General features: G+C 43.4%; 24 protein-coding genes and 1 rRNA gene. 8 read left to right on the top strand and 17 right to left on the bottom strand.

Annotation, left to right across the window (positions count from 1 at the left end; genetic code table 11):
* Positions 1 to 108, top strand: a 5S ribosomal RNA gene (gene rrf, locus FTT75_RS00005); the annotation flags it as partial.
* A 293-nt stretch (positions 109 to 401) separates the two neighbouring features.
* On the opposite strand, the gene FTT75_RS00010 is transcribed toward rrf, so the two are convergent.
* The 5 genes from FTT75_RS00010 to rplM all read right to left on the bottom strand — a co-directional run bounded on the left by FTT75_RS00010 (position 402) and on the right by rplM (position 3,325).
* Positions 402 to 1,049, bottom strand: coding sequence for a hypothetical protein (locus tag FTT75_RS00010; RefSeq protein WP_180185749.1), 648 nt, complete (start codon positions 1,047 to 1,049; stop codon positions 402 to 404).
* A gap of 19 nt (positions 1,050 to 1,068) precedes the next feature.
* On the bottom strand, positions 1,069 to 1,497 hold the full coding sequence (locus tag FTT75_RS00015; protein ID WP_005098047.1) for a ClpXP protease specificity-enhancing factor: 429 nt from the start codon (positions 1,495 to 1,497) through the stop codon (positions 1,069 to 1,071).
* 9 nt (positions 1,498 to 1,506) lie between these two features.
* Positions 1,507 to 2,160, bottom strand: a complete 654-nt coding sequence (locus tag FTT75_RS00020; RefSeq protein ID WP_180185750.1) for a glutathione S-transferase N-terminal domain-containing protein — start codon at positions 2,158 to 2,160, stop codon at positions 1,507 to 1,509.
* 336 nt (positions 2,161 to 2,496) lie between these two features.
* Positions 2,497 to 2,883: a 30S ribosomal protein S9 gene (rpsI, locus tag FTT75_RS00025; RefSeq protein ID WP_005007735.1), complete on the bottom strand. Its 387-nt coding sequence runs from the start codon at positions 2,881 to 2,883 to the stop codon at positions 2,497 to 2,499.
* Between the two features lie 13 nt (positions 2,884 to 2,896).
* A complete protein-coding gene (rplM, locus tag FTT75_RS00030) occupies positions 2,897 to 3,325 on the bottom strand; it encodes a 50S ribosomal protein L13 (protein ID WP_004281682.1) in 429 nt (142 codons plus the stop codon).
* A 305-nt stretch (positions 3,326 to 3,630) separates the two neighbouring features.
* Here rplM and pdxA point away from each other — a divergent pair, with 305 nt between their 5' ends.
* From pdxA to FTT75_RS00045, 3 genes are read left to right on the top strand one after another with little or no spacing between them, the layout of a single operon-like run.
* Positions 3,631 to 4,599 (top strand): 4-hydroxythreonine-4-phosphate dehydrogenase PdxA, encoded by a 969-nt coding sequence (gene pdxA / locus FTT75_RS00035; protein ID WP_005098039.1) that lies wholly within the window; start codon positions 3,631 to 3,633, stop codon positions 4,597 to 4,599.
* A 33-nt stretch (positions 4,600 to 4,632) separates the two neighbouring features.
* Positions 4,633 to 5,445 (top strand): 16S rRNA (adenine(1518)-N(6)/adenine(1519)-N(6))-dimethyltransferase RsmA, encoded by an 813-nt coding sequence (gene rsmA, locus FTT75_RS00040; protein ID WP_005169455.1) that lies wholly within the window; start codon positions 4,633 to 4,635, stop codon positions 5,443 to 5,445.
* A 6-nt stretch (positions 5,446 to 5,451) separates the two neighbouring features.
* The gene (locus tag FTT75_RS00045; protein WP_005169457.1) at positions 5,452 to 6,297 is read left to right on the top strand and encodes a symmetrical bis(5'-nucleosyl)-tetraphosphatase; all 846 of its coding nucleotides are present in this window, start codon (positions 5,452 to 5,454) and stop codon (positions 6,295 to 6,297) included.
* A 52-nt stretch (positions 6,298 to 6,349) separates the two neighbouring features.
* Here the strand turns inward: FTT75_RS00045 and FTT75_RS00050 are convergent, their stop codons facing one another.
* The 8 genes from FTT75_RS00050 to FTT75_RS15755 form a co-directional block, all read right to left on the bottom strand.
* The gene (locus FTT75_RS00050) at positions 6,350 to 6,796 is read right to left on the bottom strand and encodes a DUF2147 domain-containing protein (RefSeq protein ID WP_005098035.1); all 447 of its coding nucleotides are present in this window, start codon (positions 6,794 to 6,796) and stop codon (positions 6,350 to 6,352) included.
* 148 nt (positions 6,797 to 6,944) lie between these two features.
* Positions 6,945 to 7,394, bottom strand: coding sequence for a DUF2147 domain-containing protein (locus FTT75_RS00055; protein WP_005098033.1), 450 nt, complete (start codon positions 7,392 to 7,394; stop codon positions 6,945 to 6,947).
* 61 nt (positions 7,395 to 7,455) lie between these two features.
* Positions 7,456 to 7,905, bottom strand: a complete 450-nt coding sequence (locus tag FTT75_RS00060) for a DUF2147 domain-containing protein (protein ID WP_005098031.1) — start codon at positions 7,903 to 7,905, stop codon at positions 7,456 to 7,458.
* 183 nt (positions 7,906 to 8,088) lie between these two features.
* On the bottom strand, positions 8,089 to 8,535 hold the full coding sequence (locus FTT75_RS00065) for a DUF2147 domain-containing protein (protein ID WP_180185751.1): 447 nt from the start codon (positions 8,533 to 8,535) through the stop codon (positions 8,089 to 8,091).
* An 86-nt stretch (positions 8,536 to 8,621) separates the two neighbouring features.
* The gene (locus FTT75_RS00070) at positions 8,622 to 9,296 is read right to left on the bottom strand and encodes an LrgB family protein (RefSeq protein ID WP_005098028.1); all 675 of its coding nucleotides are present in this window, start codon (positions 9,294 to 9,296) and stop codon (positions 8,622 to 8,624) included.
* A gap of 9 nt (positions 9,297 to 9,305) precedes the next feature.
* Positions 9,306 to 9,677: a hypothetical protein gene (locus FTT75_RS00075; RefSeq protein WP_005098027.1), complete on the bottom strand. Its 372-nt coding sequence runs from the start codon at positions 9,675 to 9,677 to the stop codon at positions 9,306 to 9,308.
* A 35-nt stretch (positions 9,678 to 9,712) separates the two neighbouring features.
* The gene (gene hflX / locus FTT75_RS00080; RefSeq protein ID WP_180185752.1) at positions 9,713 to 11,053 is read right to left on the bottom strand and encodes a ribosome rescue GTPase HflX; all 1,341 of its coding nucleotides are present in this window, start codon (positions 11,051 to 11,053) and stop codon (positions 9,713 to 9,715) included.
* 77 nt (positions 11,054 to 11,130) lie between these two features.
* The gene (locus tag FTT75_RS15755) at positions 11,131 to 11,262 is read right to left on the bottom strand and encodes a hypothetical protein (protein ID WP_005098021.1); all 132 of its coding nucleotides are present in this window, start codon (positions 11,260 to 11,262) and stop codon (positions 11,131 to 11,133) included.
* A 189-nt stretch (positions 11,263 to 11,451) separates the two neighbouring features.
* Between FTT75_RS15755 and FTT75_RS00085 the strand changes: the two genes are divergently transcribed.
* Entirely contained in the window at positions 11,452 to 12,258 is an 807-nt protein-coding gene (locus FTT75_RS00085) for a 1-acyl-sn-glycerol-3-phosphate acyltransferase (protein WP_005169470.1), read from the top strand.
* Positions 12,259 to 12,553: 295 nt separating this feature from the next.
* Here FTT75_RS00085 and FTT75_RS00090 read toward each other — a convergent pair whose 3' ends face one another.
* Complete coding sequence (locus FTT75_RS00090; protein ID WP_180185753.1) at positions 12,554 to 14,188, bottom strand: phospholipase D family protein; 1,635 nt, start codon at positions 14,186 to 14,188, stop codon at positions 12,554 to 12,556.
* A 101-nt stretch (positions 14,189 to 14,289) separates the two neighbouring features.
* Here FTT75_RS00090 and FTT75_RS00095 point away from each other — a divergent pair, with 101 nt between their 5' ends.
* The gene (locus FTT75_RS00095; RefSeq protein ID WP_074383501.1) at positions 14,290 to 15,300 is read left to right on the top strand and encodes a metallophosphoesterase; all 1,011 of its coding nucleotides are present in this window, start codon (positions 14,290 to 14,292) and stop codon (positions 15,298 to 15,300) included.
* Between the two features lie 24 nt (positions 15,301 to 15,324).
* Here FTT75_RS00095 and FTT75_RS00100 read toward each other — a convergent pair whose 3' ends face one another.
* The 3 genes from FTT75_RS00100 to FTT75_RS00110 all read right to left on the bottom strand — a co-directional run bounded on the left by FTT75_RS00100 (position 15,325) and on the right by FTT75_RS00110 (position 17,951).
* Positions 15,325 to 15,726 (bottom strand): hypothetical protein, encoded by a 402-nt coding sequence (locus FTT75_RS00100; protein WP_180185754.1) that lies wholly within the window; start codon positions 15,724 to 15,726, stop codon positions 15,325 to 15,327.
* Between the two features lie 130 nt (positions 15,727 to 15,856).
* Entirely contained in the window at positions 15,857 to 17,164 is a 1,308-nt protein-coding gene (locus FTT75_RS00105) for an MFS transporter (RefSeq protein WP_074383499.1), read from the bottom strand.
* A gap of 142 nt (positions 17,165 to 17,306) precedes the next feature.
* Positions 17,307 to 17,951: a hemolysin III family protein gene (locus FTT75_RS00110; RefSeq protein ID WP_074383498.1), complete on the bottom strand. Its 645-nt coding sequence runs from the start codon at positions 17,949 to 17,951 to the stop codon at positions 17,307 to 17,309.
* 103 nt (positions 17,952 to 18,054) lie between these two features.
* Between FTT75_RS00110 and FTT75_RS00115 the strand changes: the two genes are divergently transcribed.
* Complete coding sequence (locus tag FTT75_RS00115; RefSeq protein ID WP_180185755.1) at positions 18,055 to 19,278, top strand: SAM-dependent methyltransferase; 1,224 nt, start codon at positions 18,055 to 18,057, stop codon at positions 19,276 to 19,278.
* Complete coding sequence (locus tag FTT75_RS00120; protein ID WP_100354772.1) at positions 19,272 to 19,703, top strand: GNAT family N-acetyltransferase; 432 nt, start codon at positions 19,272 to 19,274, stop codon at positions 19,701 to 19,703. The genes FTT75_RS00115 and FTT75_RS00120 overlap by 7 nt, the downstream gene beginning before the upstream one ends.
* Positions 19,704 to 19,735 lie beyond the last annotated feature (32 nt).

Raw genomic sequence — 19,735 nt, forward strand, 5'->3', positions numbered from 1 at the left:
ACAATAGCAAGAGTGAACCACCTGATCCCTTCCCGAACTCAGAAGTGAAACCTCTTTGCGCTGATGGTAGTGTGGGGTTACCCATGTGAGAGTAAGTCATCGCCAGCTCATTATTCGAAACACCCCCCTGCATAAGCAGGGGGGGTGTTTTTTTGTGTGCGGGATTTTTAAGAACTTTTAATAAGCAATATTGAAACTACTAGAGCTTCTCAAACTTATTGAAGTGCTTAAATATATTTATATTTCAAAGCTGATCAAAACTTTCTTAGGAGGGTTGTTCTTATAGGAGTGATAGGAGATCTTGAATCTTGGGTTTGCTCTAAAATAATTGATAGGCCGATCTTATAAATCTTGGCAAATAAAAAAACCAGCAAAATGCTGGTTTTTGATTGCAGTTCATTTTAACCAAATACGCGCATTACGGCTGCGATTAATACCCAAAGAATTGCAATGGCAATGATGGGTTCAACAATCTTTGCCCATGTTGGGGTTTCTACAAGAACGACGTCTTCAACATCTTGATGTTGATGATTCTGGCTTACCATTTGATTAAACTCCTTCATTGATGCCTCCAATGATAGCTCTTCTTGTACAATTGGTTTAGAGCCTTTGAGTTCTGTTAGGTTGTTTGTTGTCCAAACCCAATCATCTGCTTGACCGGATAAATGTTCAATCTGGCCGGTGAGTAGTTCTTGAATGCTGTTGATATTGTGATTGCCGGTATCATGTAGCTGTTTTAATTCAGTGAGCTGTAAATGGAAAATTTCCGAGGTGCTTTGTTCTAGTTGAGTTCGATCCAGAGCTGACTGGTTTTCCGAATGGGTGGCCAGATGACGCACGACTTCCAGTATATATAATTCATCAGGATGATTAATTTCGTTATAAATTTTTTGTGGATTGTTGCGCCACTCGGTAATCAGTTTGCCTAAAGTTAAGGCATTAATTTCAGTTATATATTTTCGTCTTTCTTCTTTCGTATGGTCTTTTAGAAGCTCAGGCTTTTGAGTTTCTATCTGTTCAACAAAATATTGTACTAAATCAAAAGCCATTCACTTGCTCCATTATTTTTTAATCTAATAACCTTAAAGTTGGTTTTTTCTTTGGCTGTTCAGGTTTTTCTTCAGTGCTTGATTTTAAAGCATCTTCATCGGTTTGTGTATGTTCATATTCACTTGGATCAAAGAATAAACCTTGGCCGTTTTCACGTGCGTAAATACCGAGTACGGCTGCCATAGGGACATAGATATCACGAGAGACACCACCAAAGCGAGCAGAGAAGCTAATTGCATCATTGCTCATATGTAGCGCATGTACCGCATGAGGCACAATATTCAGCACAATCTGCCCATCTTTAATAAACTGCTCAGGAACCATGGTATTTGGACGTGTCGCATCGACCAGCAAGTAGGGCGTCATATTGTTATCGCAAACCCACTCATAGATTGCGCGTGCCATATAGGGACGAGTAGGGCTAAGGTTGAATTCTTGTTCGGACATGATGTTTCTCTACAGGTTCTTGATTTGTGCTGAATAACGGTTTTTTTCCTGCAATGTCATAGATTTTACAAAGGCAGGACGACTGAAAATTCGCTGGCAATATAAATAAAATGGACGGCATTGCTGCTGCGGTAATTCTATGCCCATCTGTTTCAGGCGGATAAAAATTGGCGCCAACATGCAATCCAGAATACTGAATTGTTCAGACATAAAATAGGGAAAATGCTGGAATAGTGGCATCAATGAGGTCAGGATATCTTGTAACTGCTTCTGTGCCTGGTTTTTGGCTTTTTTATCTAGGGTGTCTGGATGACGTAACATGATATCGGCCAGTTGTAGCCAGTCATTTTCAAAGCGCCAGATGTATTGACGTTGCTCCGCGCGCGACATCGGCGCATCGGCATACAGTTTATTCTGACGATAGCGATCATCTACATATTCAGAAATAATTGAAGTATTGAATAATTTGAGTTCATTTTCGATCAGCATCGGCAACTGATTATAAGGATTGAGACTGGCCAGATCCTCGTCATCTGTATCTACCAGAATCAGGTTGTATTTAATTTGCTTCTCGGCAAGCACATAGCGAATCCAATGGGAACGGAAGTCATCGGCATGACTATATAAGGTAATTCCTTGAAGAGGCGCGCTTTCGACTGACATAAATCCTGATGAAGTTCTAATGAATAGACTAGGATACTAAAATTCAACCTAAAAAGCACCAAGCATCAAAGATCAATCGGCTTGAGCCAAGGTAGATTATAAGAAAAATATCTGGAGAAAAACAGCATGCTTATTAAACTGCTCATCATCCTGCTATTTATTGTTATTGGCGTAGCAAATTATTATCTGAGTAAATCATTTTGGTGCCATGACGGAGTCTGGGGTAAAGATATACATGAACAATAACCGCAGAAATATCCTTCAATATTGAAAATGAATACTTATAAAAAAAGCCTTGGAATAATCCAAGGCTTTTTGTCCGGTTCGGTAAACGAATTAACGTTTAGAGAACTGAGGACGTTTACGAGCTTTACGTAAACCAAGTTTCTTACGTTCAACTTCACGAGCATCACGAGTAACGAAACCAGCTTGACGAAGAGCAGGTTTTAAAGTCTCGTCAGAAGCGATCAATGCACGAGTAATACCGTGACGGATTGCGCCTGCTTGACCACCGATACCACCACCAGCAACAGTGATGTAAAGGTCATATTTCTCAGTTGCTTCAAGCAGCTCAAGAGGTTGGTTAACCACCATACGAGCAGTTTCACGACCGAAATACTGTTCAAGAGTACGGTTGTTAATTACGAGTTTACCAGTACCAGCTGATAGGAAAACACGTGCAGTTGCGGTCTTACGGCGACCTGTACCATAATTAGTAGCCATGTGCTGTTATCCCTTAGATGTCCAAAACTTGTGGCTGTTGAGCAGCGTGTGGATGCTCAGTACCTGCATACACTTTCATTTTCTTGATCATTGCATAACCAAGAGGACCTTTAGGTAACATACCTTTAACAGCTTTTTCTAGAACTGCTTCTGGTTTGTGAGCGATTAACTTTTCAAAGTTAGTCTCACGGATACCACCAGGGAAACCAGTGTGGCGATAGTATTTCTTATCTTGTGACTTTTTACCAGTCACAGTGATTTCTTCAGCATTGATTACAACGATATAATCGCCAGTGTCAACGTGAGGAGTATAAGAAGTCTTGTGCTTACCGCGTAAACGACGAGCGATTTCAGTCGCAAGGCGACCTAAAGTTTTGCCAGAAGCATCAACAACGTACCAGTCGTGTTGAACCTCAGCTGGCTTAGCGCTGAGAGTTTTCATTAAACCACTACCTATTATAGTTGGTTTGGACTATGGAATCTGTCCAAACTAAAGGAGACGCGATTCTAAACGAATACGTGAAGAATCACAAATGAAAATTGAAATTTCAAGCGCTGTATTTTATCTAATCTCCTGAAATAAGGAAAGGCATAAACCTGGATATCTCGCAAAAACGATGACTATATTTGTAACTATCCCTTCAATCGTATCAAAATATTGATTTATAAGGACGCTTTGCAATGATCGCTGCAGCCTGGATATGATCGGGTTATAATATTTCTCAGCTTTGCCAAATTGAGAAGATGATGCTGCCTTTATATGTCACCAGCGGGGAACCTGCCGGAATTGGTCCCGATATTTGCCTGAGTCTGGCAGAACGTGTGGATGAACGTCCGATTGTAGTATTAGCCGATCTGAATATGCTGAAAGCCCGTGCAGATCAATTGAAATTGTCTGTGGCGTTGATTGAATATACCGGACAGGACGCATCTTCAAAAAAAGGTCAGCTGTATGTTGAACATGTGCCACTCAATCAGCCTGTGGTATTAGGTGAATTGAACCCAAACAATGCCGCTTATGTATTAGAACAACTGCGACGATCTGCGGACTATGCCATGTCAGCTAAAAGTGTCGGCGTGGCAACTGCACCGGTGCAAAAGTCTGTGATGAATGAAGCTGGCATCCATTTCAGCGGTCATACCGAATATTATCAAGAATTTGCAGGCGTTGAGCGGGTGGTGATGATGCTGGCGACCAAGACTTTACGTGTGGCTTTAGCAACGACGCATCTTCCTTTACGTGCCGTTGCCGATGCGATTAGCAAAGAGCGTTTGCATCAAGTCATCGATATCCTGATTCACGATCTGAAATCCAAATTTAAGATTGAACATCCGCATATTTTGGTTTGCGGTCTCAATCCGCATGCAGGCGAGGGTGGCTATTTGGGCATGGAAGAAATTGAAGTGATTAATCCGGTACTCGAAAGCTACCGTGCTCAAGGCATCAATATGAGTTTAAGCTTGCCCGCAGATACGTTATTTACCCCGGAAAACTTAAAAGATGCCGATGCGGTTCTGGCGATGTATCACGATCAGGGTTTACCTGTGTTAAAATCACAGGGCTTTGGTGAAGCCATTAATATTACCCTCGGCTTACCCTTTATTCGTACATCTGTAGATCATGGCACAGCACTCTCCCTTGCGGGTACGGGACTTGCGAAAAGTTCCAGCCTGCACGTTGCTGTCGATTTAGCCCTCGATCTGGCGCGCCACTGATTATTGTTCATCACTCACGTTGGAAATGTTTTTATGTATCAAATTAATGCCTTAAACCCAAAAGAAGAAGGGCATCAGGCTCGAAAACGATTTGGTCAAAACTTCTTACATGACCAACGTGTCATTGCCAAAATTGTGCGCTCAGTCAATCCACGTCCAGGTCAGAACATTCTGGAAATTGGGCCGGGTCTGGCCGCATTGACCTCACCTTTGATTGGTGAATGTGATGCATTGACTGTGGTCGAACTTGACCGTGATTTGGCTGCGGGCCTGCCGGGTCGTGTACCACATCCAGAACGTTTAACCATTATTGAAGCCGATGCACTGCGCTTTGATTATTCAACATTATTTGAAGAAGGCCGTCCGCTGCGCGTGGTTGGTAACTTGCCCTATAATATTTCTACTCCCCTGCTTTTTCATCTTTTGGAATTTGGTGGCAAAGTGCAGGACATGCACTTCATGCTGCAAAAAGAAGTGGTTGATCGGATTACCGCATTACCAAATACTAAGGAATATGGCCGTTTGTCAGTCATGATCCAGTATTTCTGCAAACCGACTTTCCTGTTTGAAGTACCACCGGGATCTTTCAATCCGCCACCAAAAGTGACCTCGGCGGTATTTCGTTTAGAGCCTTATGCAGACAAGCCGATTGTGGCCAAAAATGAAAAAGCGCTGGCACGTCTGGTATCTCATGTCTTTACCCAGCGTCGTAAAACCTTGCGCAATAGCTTAAAAGGCATGCTGGTTGAAGATGGTTTTGAAAAAGCGGGTGTTGACCCGATGGCACGTCCAGAAACTCTGACCCTTGAACAGTTTGTTGCACTTTCAGATCAAATGGTGGCTTAAATAACGATGAACCGCACTGTTCGATATAATTATGTAATTGGCGATGTGCAAGGCTGTTTTGAGGCCTTGAAAGCTCTGCTCAAAGAAATCCGCTTCGATGCAGATCAGGACTTTATCTGGTTTGCTGGAGACTTGGTGGCACGAGGTGAAAACTCAATTGCTGCACTGCGGTTTATCAAGAAGCTGGCCGAACAGGGATCGGCTGCAACAGTCTTGGGTAATCATGATTTGACTTTATTGGCCTATGCCCGCGGCATCAAGCCGATTAAAGAAAAAGACAATGTTCGTGATGTGATTGATGCCATCGACAGCGATGACCTGATTGACTGGCTGCGTAAACAGCCGCTGTGTCTATTTCCAAATGAGCAGACTATTCTGACCCATGCAGGGATTCCGAATATCTGGAATGCAGAAAAAACTGCTCAATTGGCACAAGAAGTTGAAGCCATCATTTCTAATGATGACTTCGATGTGCTGGATGATTTTTTGAAAGAGATGTTTGGGAAAGAACCCGCACTGTGGTCAGACCAGCTAAAGGGCCATGAGCGTATTCGCTGTATCGTGAATTATTTGACCCGGATGCGTCTCACTGATGCAGAGGGGCGTCTGGAATACAGCTTTAAAGATGCGCTAGATGATCCAATGCCGGAAGGCTTTAAACCCTGGTTTGAATTTGAGTCATTAGCAGCGCAAAGCCATCAGATTCTGTTTGGTCACTGGGCTGCCTTAAATGGTAAAACTATTTCGGACCGAATTCAAAATGTCGATGGTGGCTGTGTCTGGGGCAATCAACTCATGGCATTCCGTCTGGAAGATCAGCAGATGTTCGCGGTTGATAATCCGGTGATCTAAGTAAATCCAATAAAAAAAGCCACGTGATCACGTGGCTTTTTTAAACTATCTATTAGTCTGCACGTATCCAGGTCTGGTTACGACCAAGTACTGAAACACCTACACTGGCGCGCAGGGTTAAACGTTTGCCAGTGTTGTTTAAACGCATTTTTGCGTCATAAATTTTACCTGCCAAAGGATCAATCACTTTACCTTTTTCATAGTTATTGGTGCCTTTAACATGTTTTAAGCCCTTGATAATTGTCATACCTAAAATGGGCTGATTGGTATAGGGAGCAGGGCAGGCATTACATTTTTCACGTGGTGTATAGCCCGGACGAGGGGTAACTTTCACAATTTTAGCAGAGTAAGTGTCGTTAGGCTCTTGGCTAATTACGATAATCGCTTTGGCAGCTCCCGTTTTATCATCAATTTGTTGCCAAGTTCCAGTAATATCTTCCGCCCAAAGGGTCATGCTAAACCCTGTGGTCAATGCGGCAAGTAATATTTTTTTTAACATAGAGAGTCATTCCAGAGAGTTTTTTGTCATCGCGCCCTCATGTTAGGAATTATGATTAAATAGTCAATAATTATCTGAATACTATAGAGTTAATGTACTAAAAAAAGCTGCCAAGTTGGCAGCTTTTATTAATATTGAGAATTGGATACTAATCCTGACGAATCCAGGTCTGGCTGCGGCCTAAAGCAGAAACGCCGACATAACCACGCAAGGTTAAACGTTTACCATTGGCATTCAGACGTACTCTGGCATCGTAAATTTTACCCGCCAACGGGTCGATCACACGGCCTTTTTCATAGTTATTGGTGCCTTCCACATGTTTTAAGCCAGTCAGTACATCCATGCCCAGAATAGGTTGATTGGTATAGGGAGCAGGACATTTATTACAGGTTTTCTGTGGGGTATAGCCCGGACGTGGCGTAACTTTGATAATTTTTCCGGCAAACGTACCGTTATCATTTTGGCGAATTTCAATCACTGCTTTTGGTGAACCGGTTTTGTCATCAATTTGTTGCCAGGTGCCTGTTAAGTCCTGTGCATACGCAGTGCCAGTCATCATGGCAGCGATGAATATTAATCCTAATTTAGATTGTTTCATTATATTTATCCCTTTTTTTATAGATGAAATAAAATATCTCCAACACAAATGTGCTGCTTTATTAATCCTGGCGAATCCAGGTTTGTGTACGGCCGATGGCAGATATCCCAATGTATCCACGTAGAGTCAGTCGTTTCCCATTGGCAGAAATCCGCCCTTTTAAATCATAAATTTTGCCAGTTAAAGGGTCGAGTATTTGACCATGTCCATAGTTATTCTTGCTGGTTGGTTTCAGCCCTTTAATGATCTCTAGTCCTAAAATCGGTTTGTCTGTATATGGGGGTGGGCACTTTATACATTTTTCCCGTGGCGTATAGCCTGGTCGCGGTGTAACTTTGTGAATGTTCCCAGTATAAGAACCATCTGCCTGAGTTTTCATTTCAATCAGTGCTTTAGGTGAGCCGGTTTTATCGTCAATCTGTTGCCAGAAACCCGATAACTCCTGCGCAAATGCCATGGAGCAGGTGACTATAGAGGCTGTAAATACACCTAAAATTGCAATTTTCTGCATACGATATCCTTATGACAACGCATCAAATTCCATTTGATACATATTATGTAAATTCTACTTATTATACTTTCATAATCCATGAGAAAAGCATATGTTCAATATTCATACAACTTAATGTATGAAAATGCAAGCTTCTCTCTGCTAAATTTTAAACTCATCACATTTTATTCAATAGAGTATGAATTAATCCTGTTTAATCCAGGTCTGGCTGCGACCCAGGGCCGAAACGCCTACATAGCCGCGTAAAGTCAGACGTTTACCATTACTGCTTAATTTTGCCTTGGTGCTATACACATTCCCGGATAATGGATCGAGTAGTTTGCCTTGAGCAAAGTTATTATTGCCGGTGTGCTTCAGGCCTGTCAGTACATCCAGTCCAAGAATCGGTTTATTGGTATAAGGTGCAGGACAAGAGACACAATTTTCTTTTGGGGTATAGTCCGGGCGCGGCGTGATTTTGGTAATTTTGGCCGCGTAAGTGCCTGTAGCTGTTTCGCGAATTTCCAGGAATGCTTTAGGTGAACCGGTTTTATCATCGATATTGCGCCATGTCCCTGACAGATCCGAAGCTAAGGCCAGATGGCTGAAAGAGGTTAAAAGTAAAGCCGAGAATAATTGAACCTTTTTCATATTTCTGTTCCTTGAATAAAATTGTTTTATGTTTGTATATTAGGAACGATTAAAGTACAAAACAAACAATTAAAATGATTCACTAGTCACATTTTTTGCAAATAAAGTATAAAAGTAGGCAGCCAGATGGCAGTAAACACCGCATTGACTGCCATACCGAAAGCGGCATAACGTCCTGCAACACTGCCACGCTGCCAGGCCTGAGCTGTACCAATCGCATGTGCTGCCAATCCTAAGGCCAGTCCGGAAGCACGTTCATCATTGATATGCCGCAGGATAAACGGTGAAAATGCTGCGCCAATCACTCCGGAAAGAATCACAATCAGAATCACCATACTGATTGGAGCATCCAGCAAGGTGGCGATATTAATCGCAATGGGTGTCGTCACCGCCCGAGTCGCGAAAGCCATAATATCTGCGGAAGACATATGCAGCAGATATGCCAGTCCCATTGGTAGGGCGACAGCACTGATACTGGCAAAAACCAAGATACCGATAATCGCTTTTAGTGGTAAGTCATCATAGCGCATTGCAGCCAGTGGAATGGCCAGGGCGACGGTCACATAGCCAAGTAAATGATTGAAGAGCGGATTCACTTGATCCATGTAATTTTGATAAGGAATCCCGAGCACAAATAAAATTGCAAGCACAAAGAACATGCTAAATACGATGACAGGAATTTGCGGGATGATCCGGTTACAGGGTTTGGCAATCAGATAGGCCATCAGCGTGACCGCAAAGCCATATAAAATAGATAACATGCGGTACTCCTATAACCAGCGCTTGGCCATTTTGGCGTAAATCCATAAAGGAATCAGGGTGCTGAAAAACATGATGAACAAAAATGCCGGAATTTTCTGGCCCATATGGACCAGCATCATCAGTGCACCTGCACTGACAGGCAGGAAAGCAAAGGCGCTTTCCTTCATCAGCTTGTTATTGGTGTCTACGAGACGAGCGGGAAGTTTACCGAAATAGCGCCAGGTAAAAAGGGCAATCAATAAGCTGAGTAACCCTACCAGATTGCCCAATTCAGGATGATCCAGCTGGGTCATGAGCCAGACGGATGCTTCCCGAAAGACAATAATAAGTAACAGGGTGCCGATCCATGCTGGCCAGTCTATTCGTTTTATCCAGTTCATTCGTATGATCAATTATTAAGTTTACTTATCAAGTTTTACTCGATCTTTGACCGGATTTCAAACGCTTCCAGTGGACGTTGAAACTGCTGTGCCTGTTTTCCCAAAATTTCATCTAAAGGTAAATGCGCCTGTTTAATCAGCTGCTCCAGTTTTTGTGCTGCAATCCGAATATGTAAATGCAGCTGACCTTCATCATCATAATGTTCTGACTGGATTACATTTAAACCATAAAGCTGGTTGCGCAGCTTGCCGTAGGCGGGTTTCAGAATCAGGTCAAAGGATTGCAATTGTCCCATCAGGGCTTCATGTACCGCTTTACGCAGCAGGTCGATCCCTTCGCCACTATGTGCTGAAACATAGACACGTTCTGGCTCGCCCGGGCGTCGATAAATAATTTTGGCCTCATCGCCGCTACAGTCAATTTTATTGTAAACCTGCAGGATCGGAACATTGGCACCAATTTCTTTCAGGACTTTTTCAACCGCTTCAATCTGCTCCAGCATTTCTGGACTACTTGAATCGATGACATGCAGCAACAGGGTAGCTTCTACGGTTTCTTCCAGGGTCGCCTTAAAGGATTCAACCAGCGAGTGGGAAAGATTGCGAACAAAACCCACCGTATCTGCCAGTACCAGATTACCGATGCCATCCCATTCCAGACGTCTTAAAGTCGGGTCCAAGGTGGCAAAAAGCTGATCGGCTGCATAGACATCACTCTTGGCCAGCAGGTTAAACAGGGTCGATTTGCCGGCATTGGTATAACCGACCAAAGACACAGTTGGGACAGCTGCTTTTTGACGGGCAATACGACCTTGCATTCGGGTCTGGCGGACTTTATCAATTTTGGCTTTCAGTTGTCCCATGCGAATACGCAGTAAACGACGGTCAGTTTCAAGCAGGGTTTCACCCGGGCCACGCAAGCCAATGCCGCCTTTTTGGCTGTCGAGATTGCCACGGCTGCGAATTAAGCGGGATGATAAATGTTGCAGTTGTGCCAGTTCGACTTGCAGCTTGCCTTCATAGGTACGGGCACGCTGGGCGAAAATATCTAAAATCAGTTCGGTACGATCGACCACACGGCACTTGATGACCTGTTCCAGATTACGGGCCTGGGCCGGTGTCAGGGCATGATCAACAATGACCAGATTGGCGTCCAGTTCTTCTACGCGTTCGGCGATTTCTTCTGCTTTGCCTGAACCGATAAAAAATTTGGCATCCGGTTTGACGCGTTGAGCATGAATATGTTCCAGAATTTCGGCATCTGCAGATTGCGCCAGCAGATTAAACTCTTCAGCATCAAGGTCATCCAGCATTTGTACGCTGACACTCACCAGAATGACGCGTTCTTTCCCCCGACGTTGTTCTAAATATTCCACTCAGGCCAATCTCCACTTGAAAACTTTAGTGTAGTTGAAAAAGAGCGAGGCAGATACTGAATTAGCGCGGCTTTGGTTTAAAGTGCGGTGACAAACAGTTGTGCAAGTGTTACCAGTACAGCGGCATAGATACAGGTACCACCCAAAATATATTTGAGCACTTGTAAAGGCTGAAGCTTTTCATTCGCAGGCTGGGTTTGATCTGGCATGGCAGCGATCCTTTTTGATCCAATATTCCGATGATTTTATTCTAAATTATTCATTAATCCAATTAAAATTGAAGATATAGATCTTATTGGTCGGTTTTTATTATCAATGCATGTTGCGAATGAACAGTATAGAATGAGTTTAATTCGTGGATATTCCCTGTATCTAGCTTAGGATTTAGTGACGTTTTTATGAACCCAACTGTACAAGATCAAACATCTCACCGACATGGCTTGGCAAAATTCTGGCTTTATATGCGAAAAGTAACAGCTTCACTGGCTGTTATCAGTGAAGGGTTCTATTTGGTTTTCCGTCACGGTTTATACAAAAATCCGAACAATCCAACCAATACTCGTTATGTGCAACATTTTTGTCGACAGTTGTGCAAAGTATTCAACATAGAAGTCCAGGTGCACGGTGAAATTCCGCGCGAACCCGCTTTATGGGTGAGTAACCATGTGTCCTGGCTCGATATTGCAGTTTTAGGTTCAGGGGCACGCGTATTTTTTCTGGCCAAAGCAGAAATTGAAAACTGGCCAATTCTGGGTAAATTGGCCAAAGGTGGCGGCACTTTATTTATCAAACGTGGTTCTGGTGATTCGGTGCGTATCCGCGAACAGATTACCGGATTTTTAAAACAGAATATTCCCGTATTATTTTTTCCTGAAGCCACCACTTCAGATGGGCGAGCCATTAAAAAAGTACACGGCCGGATTTTGGGTGCTGCGATTGAGGCACAGCGTCCTGTGCAAATTTGCCTGATTTGTTATGTGAATCAGCAGGGCGACCTCGATGTGGTTGCGCCGTTTATCAATGACATCAGTTTTGCAGCCCATGTCAAAAAAGTACTGGAAATGCCACAAGTGATTGCACATTTAGTGGCTTTACCTGCAATCGCGACTGAGGGGCACACTGTTGAAAGCCTGACCCGTGTGGTACAGCAAACCATGCAGGCTGGCTTGGTGGAGTTGCAATCGCGTGTACTAGAAAAGACTTAATAAAAAACAACTGGATGAGAAATTTAGGCATTTGATATCTATTCTTGGGAATAGACGTGTATAGCCTCATCTTTGCTTTAAACATTTAAATGGCTTTGTGTTGGCAAAACTCTACTTTTGACAGACCCAAAGTAGGCAAAAGTCTTTATTAGCCATACACGACGTCCTGTCGTGATGGATAATGTGTGGCATCCTTGCCACACTCATATCTCTGAAACTTGAGGTAAATCCACTAGAAGCAGGCAGCGTTAAAGAAGAGGCTATTTTAAATAGTTCAACTCAAGCTGTTTGTCACTTACATAAACCCTTCGATTGGTAACCATGACACCAGTTTGAGTCCAGCTTTTTGGTACCATTTTATTCCGGGTTCTTTGGTGAAGGTTTTAACCTCTCCATTGGCTTTCTTGATTTTCCAGTTAATATTCTGGTTGGCATCCAGCACCAGTTTATAGGCATATTTACTTAAGTTCTGATCCATGGTTTGGTGCACTGCCTGTGCTAAAGAGGGACTATTCAGTAAGACACCAATTTCAGTGTTGAGATAGGCAGAACGTGGATCAAAGTTAAAAGAACCAATAAACACCTGTTTTTGATCGATTGCCATTAGCTTGGCATGCAGGCTGGAGCGGCTTAAACCTTTCAGGCTGACTTTGGCTTTTTTGGAAATTTCCGCTGTATTGGCATTGAGATGATCGGCATCTGGCGCTGCAAGAAACTCATACAGCTGCACATCATTTTCTAATAAATCCTGACGATATTTGGCATAAAAGGCATGTACCACGGCAACATCATTGGCTTTAAACGAATTGGTCAAGACACGGACCTCGATATTTTCATCCGCCAGTTTTTTTAAACGATCTGCGCCAATTTTTTCCGGAACAAAATAGGCAGAGACAATATCAACACTTTGTTCAGGTTTTTCCAGATGTTGTAATAACTGGAAGTTGAGATGTTCTTCGGCTTTGGCCTTGGCCTTGATTTTGCTTGGAGGATCTTTGACCACTTCGGCTTCGACCCAATCCAGTTGAATGTTTTGTTCCAGCCATTGGTCAAATGCTCTGGAACGATTGGCCAGATCCAGATAATTCTGTGTGGCCTGATCCTGACTGTGCTTTTCCAGTTGTTGTTTCAGGCTTGGAAAGCGTAAGCCATGATGGCGCGGATTGACAATCTGTTGCACCGGATAGGCATAATCATCATTCCAGTATTCATCGAAGGAATGAATGATTTCATCCGATGCTGCACCGACCAGCATCACATCGACATCGGAAAACTGATAAATTTCACTGACATTATAATACTGGTTACTCATATTGCGTCCACCAATCAGGGCAATCTGGTTGTCGGCAATAAAACTTTTATTATGCATGCGGCGATTAATACGCTTTAAATCCAGCACCATGTCCATGGCACGATATTTTCGAAAACGGTAGGGATTATACAGTTTGACATCGATATTCTGATGCTGGTTTAAGGCCAGATAAATGCCTTCCATTTTCTTGGCATTATTGTCATCCATTAACAGACGCACTTTTACGCCACGATCTGCCGCCTGAATAATCGCATGCAGGGCAAGGGTGCCAATCCGGTCGTTGTCCCAAATATAATACTGTAGATCCAGACTACGCTCGGCCTTGTTAATCAGCTGGATACGCGCACCCAGTGCTTCGAGTGGGTCATAGAGCACACGATAACCGGTCAGGCCGATGTTCTGTTCACGTAAAGGTTCAACAATTTGCGCCAAACTGGTTTGTGAGGTATCTGTTTCAAATGCCATCTGGCTAGGCTGCTCAGTTTGCTTGGGCAAAGTACTGCATGCAGGAAGACCCAAGATCATGCTACAGCTCAGTAAAATTCCAGCTTTATAGCGGTAAATTGATGAAAAGCAGGAAAATTTTGAATGAGCTTGAGCGAGGGAAGCAGTGGCCATATAAGTCGAAGAATGAAAAATTAGAATTGAGTATAATTGCCAGCTATGAAAAGATAAATATAAAGCCAGTAATCAGCTTCTCGACTCGACAAGGCAAATCTATGTGGGATACCAGTTCCGTACTTTTTTATTTTTATTTAGGCATGGCCATTCTGGCCATCTGGGCTGTGTACCAGGCATGGTCGAGTCAATCTCGTACCGAGACTATTCATCCATTTAAAGCATTTTGTCATTTGTTGGCTTTTTACCTGTCCTATTTACTGGTTCCACTGGTGTTCTTCAGTATTTATGCCGGATGGAGCGGTTATTATTCCTTGCATGAAGCTGTTTTTGTATTTTTGATCAGCGCCGTCTTGAGTTATGCACGCTTTATCGAGCCGCATTTAATTCAAGTGAAAACGACACAATATCAGATCAATGCGGATAAACGCTTAAAGCAACCCGTCCGGATTGCCCTGATTGCAGATTTACATATCGGTCTGTTTTCTGGTCATGAACGGCAGTTGCGACAAATTGTGCATAAGTTAAATCATGTTCAACCCGATTTGGTGGTGGTGGCCGGAGACTGGACTTATGAGCCGGAAAATAAACTGGCACAAGAACTGGCAGTTTTAAAAGAAATTCATGCCCCAGTCTATTCCGTCAATGGCAATCATGACGAGCAATATCCGGGACCACCGATTCAGGAACTGCTGCGTTATGCACTGCAAGTCAATCAGGTCATGGATATTGAAGGGCAAATTGTCGAATTTGATGAATTTCGGCTCTTGGGTGTGGGCGATCTCTGGGCGGGTAAAGCCGATATGCGCAGTCTGCCAGATTTACCTCAGGACAAGCCTTGGGTCATTTTGTCGCATAATCCCGATACGGTGGATATGATTCCCAAATTGCCGACACGTCCTCTCATGCTGGCTGGACATACCCACGGCGGACAGGTGGAATTGCCTTGGCTGACCGATTATGTCATGAAAAAAGTGTCAATTTTGGGGCATAAGAAGGGCATGTACCGTCATGAACATGCAGATGTGTTTGTCACGGTTGGCACCGGTTTGGTCGGCGTACCTTTTCGTTTTAGAGTACCACCCACCATTGATATTATTGAACTGATCTAAATGGAGATATTGTCCTGTTCAGCTTTAACTGATGATCCAGATCAGGATCAATAACAGCACTGCAATGGCTGCCAGAATCCAGATTTTATTTTCAATTTTTCGGGTTGGGACGTCTTCGCGTAATTGTCGTGTGGTGATTTCAGCTTCTGTGGGGGTATTCAGGCTCGGATGGGTCGGAATTTCAAGGGGAGGCGTTACCAAGTCAATCTCACCCGCATCATCACTAAAGCGCGGTCCTGTGCTTTCAGTTTTCATGACCACATCGTGCTCACGGACAATCTCTTCAATCACTTGCAGCGCCTGGATTTCATTCAAAGTCGTATGCTCGGTGATATAGCGAACGGCCTCTATTTTTTTATCATCTTCCAGCAAAATGATAATATTGACCAACTGTTCCTGGGTTAGGGATTCAATAAGCTCCTGCATTGCCTTGTCTCATTGTCTGGTTGAGTCCATTTGATTGTTGAGCAAATTTAACGAGATAAGTAGCAGAGTTTTGTTGTGAAATCATAAAAAAGCCAGCATCGAATGCTGGCTTTTAAATCAAACTAAGACTTTAAATTTGATTATTTACATCATCATTCTTGGTTTCACGAATCAACAGAAATGCAATCAGTGACAGGATTGATGCTGCGGTCAGGTAATAACCGACTGCAGACAGACCGTAAGTTGTTGCCAGTTTGGTGGCAATCAGTGGAGCAAAGGATGCACCAAAGATGCCTGCCAGGTTAAAGGTCAATGCAGAACCGGTATAACGTACTGAAGTCGGGAAGATTTCAGACAATACAGTACCGATTGGCCCATAGGTTAAGCCCATGATCGCCAGACCAATACACAAGAACAAGAATACCACCAGCGTGCTGCCAGATTCCAGCATATCTGCAAAGAAAATCCCGAAGATGGCAGAGATAACACAGACTGCAATCGAGGTGGTTTTACGGCCAAATTTCTCGGCCAATACTGCAGAAAGTGGAATAAAGGCAGCAAAACATAGGGTTGCAACCAACTGCAATTGCAGGAATTCTTCACGAGAATAACCTAGCTGTTTAGTACCCCATTGCAATGCAAATACTGTGGTGAGGTAGAACACCACGAAGGTACAAATTGCAGCGATGGTGCCGAGTACCAGCATGCGAGAATGTTTTTTGAAGACTTGAACAAATGGAATGTTCACTTCTTTTTGTTTATCTAGCACCTTTTGGAATGCCGGGGTTTCATGCAGTTTTAAACGAATCCATAAACCGACAATCACCAGCAAGGCACTTGAGATAAATGGAATACGCCAGCCCCAAGCCATAAAGTCAGCCTCAGACATGAAAGCGCCCAACGTCAGGAAAGAACCTGTTGCCAGAATAAAGCCGATTGGAGCACCCAGTTGCGGGAACATGCCATACCAGGCACGTTTACCTTCAGGTGCATTCTCGGTGGCAAGAAGTACGGCACCTGACCATTCACCACCCAGCCCCAAGCCCTGACCTAAACGACAGAGTGCAAGCAAGAGTGGTGCAGCAATCCCGATTTGCGCATAAGTGGGCAAGAGGCCAATCGCAACGGTGGAAATACCCATGGTCAGCAAGGCAGCGACCAATGTGGCTTTTCGCCCGATCCGGTCACCCAAATGACCAAAGAGTGCCGCACCAATCGGGCGGGCAATAAAGGCAATGGCGAAAGTGGCAAGCGACTGAATGGTGGCAGTCATCGGATCTGTACTTGCAGGGAAGAACAGATATGGAAAAATAATGACAGCAGCAGTGGCATAGATATAAAAATCGAAGAACTCGATTGTAGTACCGACCAAGCTCGCGGTTAAAACGCGAAATTTTGAATTTTGTGCTGGCTGAGCAGCAGAATTAGACGACGCCATGGAGAACCTTACACTTACTAAAAATAAAAAAGCTTAGTTTTAAAAGCGTAATCTTTTTAAAAAAGGCGTAATTTTTTAAAAAAACAACTGCAATCTTCTCGCTTTAACTCGCTCAGGGTCACTGAAATGAAAAAGAAGATGATTAAATCACGTAAAGATAGATAGACAGAAAATGTGATCCTGCGCCTATCAATACAAATATGTGCCAGATAGCGTGGGTATATCTTACTCTTTTTAAAGCGTAAAACAATGCACCTACGGTATAAGCCAATCCGCCAATGATCAGAAAGGTCAAAGATTGAGCACTAAGATATTGTTGCATATCATCCATCACCAGCAGCGCCAGCCAGCCCATGACCAGATAAGCCGCCAAAGAAATTTTCTGGAAACGATGAATGAAAACGAACTTGAACAGTGTACCAATGAGGGCGATCACCCAGAGTGCAATCAATAAATACTGGGCTTTGGCTGTTGGAATGGCAATTGACAGGAAAGGCGTATAGGTTCCGGCGATTAAATAATAAATTGCAGTATGATCAACTTTTTTATAAAAATAACGACGGTCTGCTGCGGTGGCCATGTGATAGAGCATGGACGCAGAGAAGAGCAAGATCATGCTCAGCGCGTAGACCCAAAGTCCAATCCATTGTCCAGTACTGAGATAAGACCCTTTAATAATCAAAAGAATACCAGCAATTACCGATAGTCCAGCACCCACAGCATGACTGATATAATTAATTCGTTCCTCAGTGTGATCATAATCTGGAACCAGCGGCGCATTCTGCATGATTGTCATTCTTCTTTAAAATATACATTTGTATAGTAATTCAATTTTGCTTTTAGGTTAAGAAGATTTAAACTTGAGGGGCAATTCATTTCAGGTTTTATCTATGTCAACGTTGGCAACTCTCTCAGACCAAGAACAGCAGTTTTTAGATGTATTTCAGCAAGCTGTTGAAAGTGATCAATTTGATCGTCTGATCTTAAGCCAGTATAAAGGTGAACTGCAGGGTTTAGAGAAAATGACCTTGCGAGTCATTTCATTAAATGGGCAAAAAGTAATGAGCTGTCTGTATCGCCATAAAACTCAGGATGTCACCAAAAACTATCCTCTAGCGGATGCACTGGCGCAGGTGACGGCATTATTAGCATGTTGCAAGCAAGCCAATTTGCTGACGCTAGATGAAGAGTTACAGCTAAAAAAAAACAAGAAAAAAGCCATGTTGACCCGTACTAAAAACAAAAACTCGACGCTTCAGGCCAAGTCCGCTGAACAGGGTCATGACCGGATTAAACAACGTCATGTTGATCAGGACAGCATCTTTTTACAGCATCTCGGCATTAGCGATCATAATGCGCAGATCATTCCGAGCATGGCGCGTAAATGGAAACAGATTAATAAATTTGTCGAGATTTTTTCGGGTGCATTGGCGCAGCTCAAGCCACAAGTCGAAGGTCTGCGTGTGGTGGATTTTGGCTCCGGTAAAGGCTATCTGACCTGTGCTTTATATGACTATATGCAAAAACATGGTGAGACGCCGTGGGTTACAGGGGTGGAACTGAATCCGAAAATGGTCGAGTTCTGCCAAAAGGTCGCGCAACAATCTGGCTTTGATCAGCTCGACTTTTTTCAGGGCGATGTGCGTACTTATGCACCGAAACGCCTGGATGTAATGATCGCTTTGCATGCCTGTGATGTGGAAACGGATTTTGCGATTCACAGCGGTATTCGCCTGAATGCACAGATGATCATGTGTGCGCCATGTTGCCATAAGGAATTGCGCCCACAGTTACAGGCGCCAAAAGTGCTGAGTCCGATGCTGCAATTTGGTATTCATGCCGGTCAACAGGCAGAAATGCTGACCGATACCATTCGTGCGTTATTGCTGAAAGCCTATGGTTATGAAACCAAAGTTTTTGAGTTTGTGGCACTGGAACATACCAGTAAAAATAAAATGATTCTGGCGACGAAACGCAAAGATTACCAACAACCCGATCAGGAGGTCTTGAAACAGATTCAGGACTTGAAAGAAATGTACGCTATCCAAAAACATTCACTGGAATTGTTATTGAATAATCAGTGGAATCAGCAGGGGATTGGTTCTAAATGCTAAAGGATTCAGAGCTTAAAATTGTTTCGGGTGGTTGGGAGGATTTAGCGAAGCATGCCAAAACCATTCGCGAAGCCGTGTTTATTCAAGAACAGAATATTGCCGCTGAAGAGGAATGGGATGAGCAAGATGCCATTTCCATCCATTTTGTGGTCTATGAAAAGGGTCATGTGATAGCCACTGCAAGATTGCTGGCGAATAACAGTGTAGGTCGTGTTGCAGTATTAAAGTCACATCGTGGTTTGAAGATTGGGCAGCAATTGATGCAGGCCATTATCGATTATGCCAAAGCAGATCATCGAAAAGATTTAAAACTGTCTTCGCAAGTACATGCCATCGGTTTTTATCAGGCATTGGGTTTTAAGGTTCAGGGCGAAGACTATCTGGATTGCGGCATCCCGCATATTGATATGTATTTAAAGCTTTAATTTTTTAGTTATTGAGATACAAAAAAGCGAGG

It is taken from the genome of Acinetobacter sp. YH01008 (assembly GCF_013420435.1).
GTDB classification, from domain to species: Bacteria; Pseudomonadota; Gammaproteobacteria; order Pseudomonadales; family Moraxellaceae; genus Acinetobacter; species Acinetobacter pseudolwoffii.

What these genes read in the sequence shown, in the direction of transcription:
- FTT75_RS00070 (WP_005098028.1), bottom strand. Translation starts at nt 9,296, where the DNA reads ATGTTATCTATTTTATATGGCTTTGCGGTCACGCTGATGGCCTATCTG.
- FTT75_RS00110 (WP_074383498.1), bottom strand. Translation starts at nt 17,951, where the DNA reads ATGCAGAATGCGCCGCTGGTTCCAGATTATGATCACACTGAGGAACGA.
- rsmA (WP_005169455.1), top strand. Translation starts at nt 4,633, where the DNA reads ATGTATCAAATTAATGCCTTAAACCCAAAAGAAGAAGGGCATCAGGCT.
- pdxA (WP_005098039.1), top strand. Translation starts at nt 3,631, where the DNA reads ATGCTGCCTTTATATGTCACCAGCGGGGAACCTGCCGGAATTGGTCCC.
- FTT75_RS00055 (WP_005098033.1), bottom strand. Translation starts at nt 7,394, where the DNA reads ATGAAACAATCTAAATTAGGATTAATATTCATCGCTGCCATGATGACT.
- FTT75_RS00100 (WP_180185754.1), bottom strand. Translation starts at nt 15,726, where the DNA reads ATGCAGGAGCTTATTGAATCCCTAACCCAGGAACAGTTGGTCAATATT.
- FTT75_RS00020 (WP_180185750.1), bottom strand. Translation starts at nt 2,160, where the DNA reads ATGTCAGTCGAAAGCGCGCCTCTTCAAGGAATTACCTTATATAGTCAT.
- FTT75_RS00085 (WP_005169470.1), top strand. Translation starts at nt 11,452, where the DNA reads ATGAACCCAACTGTACAAGATCAAACATCTCACCGACATGGCTTGGCA.
- FTT75_RS00120 (WP_100354772.1), top strand. Translation starts at nt 19,272, where the DNA reads ATGCTAAAGGATTCAGAGCTTAAAATTGTTTCGGGTGGTTGGGAGGAT.
- FTT75_RS00060 (WP_005098031.1), bottom strand. Translation starts at nt 7,905, where the DNA reads ATGCAGAAAATTGCAATTTTAGGTGTATTTACAGCCTCTATAGTCACC.
- FTT75_RS00075 (WP_005098027.1), bottom strand. Translation starts at nt 9,677, where the DNA reads ATGAACTGGATAAAACGAATAGACTGGCCAGCATGGATCGGCACCCTG.
- FTT75_RS00095 (WP_074383501.1), top strand. Translation starts at nt 14,290, where the DNA reads ATGTGGGATACCAGTTCCGTACTTTTTTATTTTTATTTAGGCATGGCC.
- FTT75_RS00105 (WP_074383499.1), bottom strand. Translation starts at nt 17,164, where the DNA reads ATGGCGTCGTCTAATTCTGCTGCTCAGCCAGCACAAAATTCAAAATTT.
- FTT75_RS00090 (WP_180185753.1), bottom strand. Translation starts at nt 14,188, where the DNA reads ATGGCCACTGCTTCCCTCGCTCAAGCTCATTCAAAATTTTCCTGCTTT.
- rpsI (WP_005007735.1), bottom strand. Translation starts at nt 2,883, where the DNA reads ATGGCTACTAATTATGGTACAGGTCGCCGTAAGACCGCAACTGCACGT.
- rplM (WP_004281682.1), bottom strand. Translation starts at nt 3,325, where the DNA reads ATGAAAACTCTCAGCGCTAAGCCAGCTGAGGTTCAACACGACTGGTAC.
- FTT75_RS00045 (WP_005169457.1), top strand. Translation starts at nt 5,452, where the DNA reads ATGAACCGCACTGTTCGATATAATTATGTAATTGGCGATGTGCAAGGC.
- FTT75_RS00010 (WP_180185749.1), bottom strand. Translation starts at nt 1,049, where the DNA reads ATGGCTTTTGATTTAGTACAATATTTTGTTGAACAGATAGAAACTCAA.
- FTT75_RS00115 (WP_180185755.1), top strand. Translation starts at nt 18,055, where the DNA reads ATGTCAACGTTGGCAACTCTCTCAGACCAAGAACAGCAGTTTTTAGAT.
- FTT75_RS15755 (WP_005098021.1), bottom strand. Translation starts at nt 11,262, where the DNA reads ATGCCAGATCAAACCCAGCCTGCGAATGAAAAGCTTCAGCCTTTACAA.
- FTT75_RS00065 (WP_180185751.1), bottom strand. Translation starts at nt 8,535, where the DNA reads ATGAAAAAGGTTCAATTATTCTCGGCTTTACTTTTAACCTCTTTCAGC.
- FTT75_RS00050 (WP_005098035.1), bottom strand. Translation starts at nt 6,796, where the DNA reads ATGTTAAAAAAAATATTACTTGCCGCATTGACCACAGGGTTTAGCATG.
- FTT75_RS00015 (WP_005098047.1), bottom strand. Translation starts at nt 1,497, where the DNA reads ATGTCCGAACAAGAATTCAACCTTAGCCCTACTCGTCCCTATATGGCA.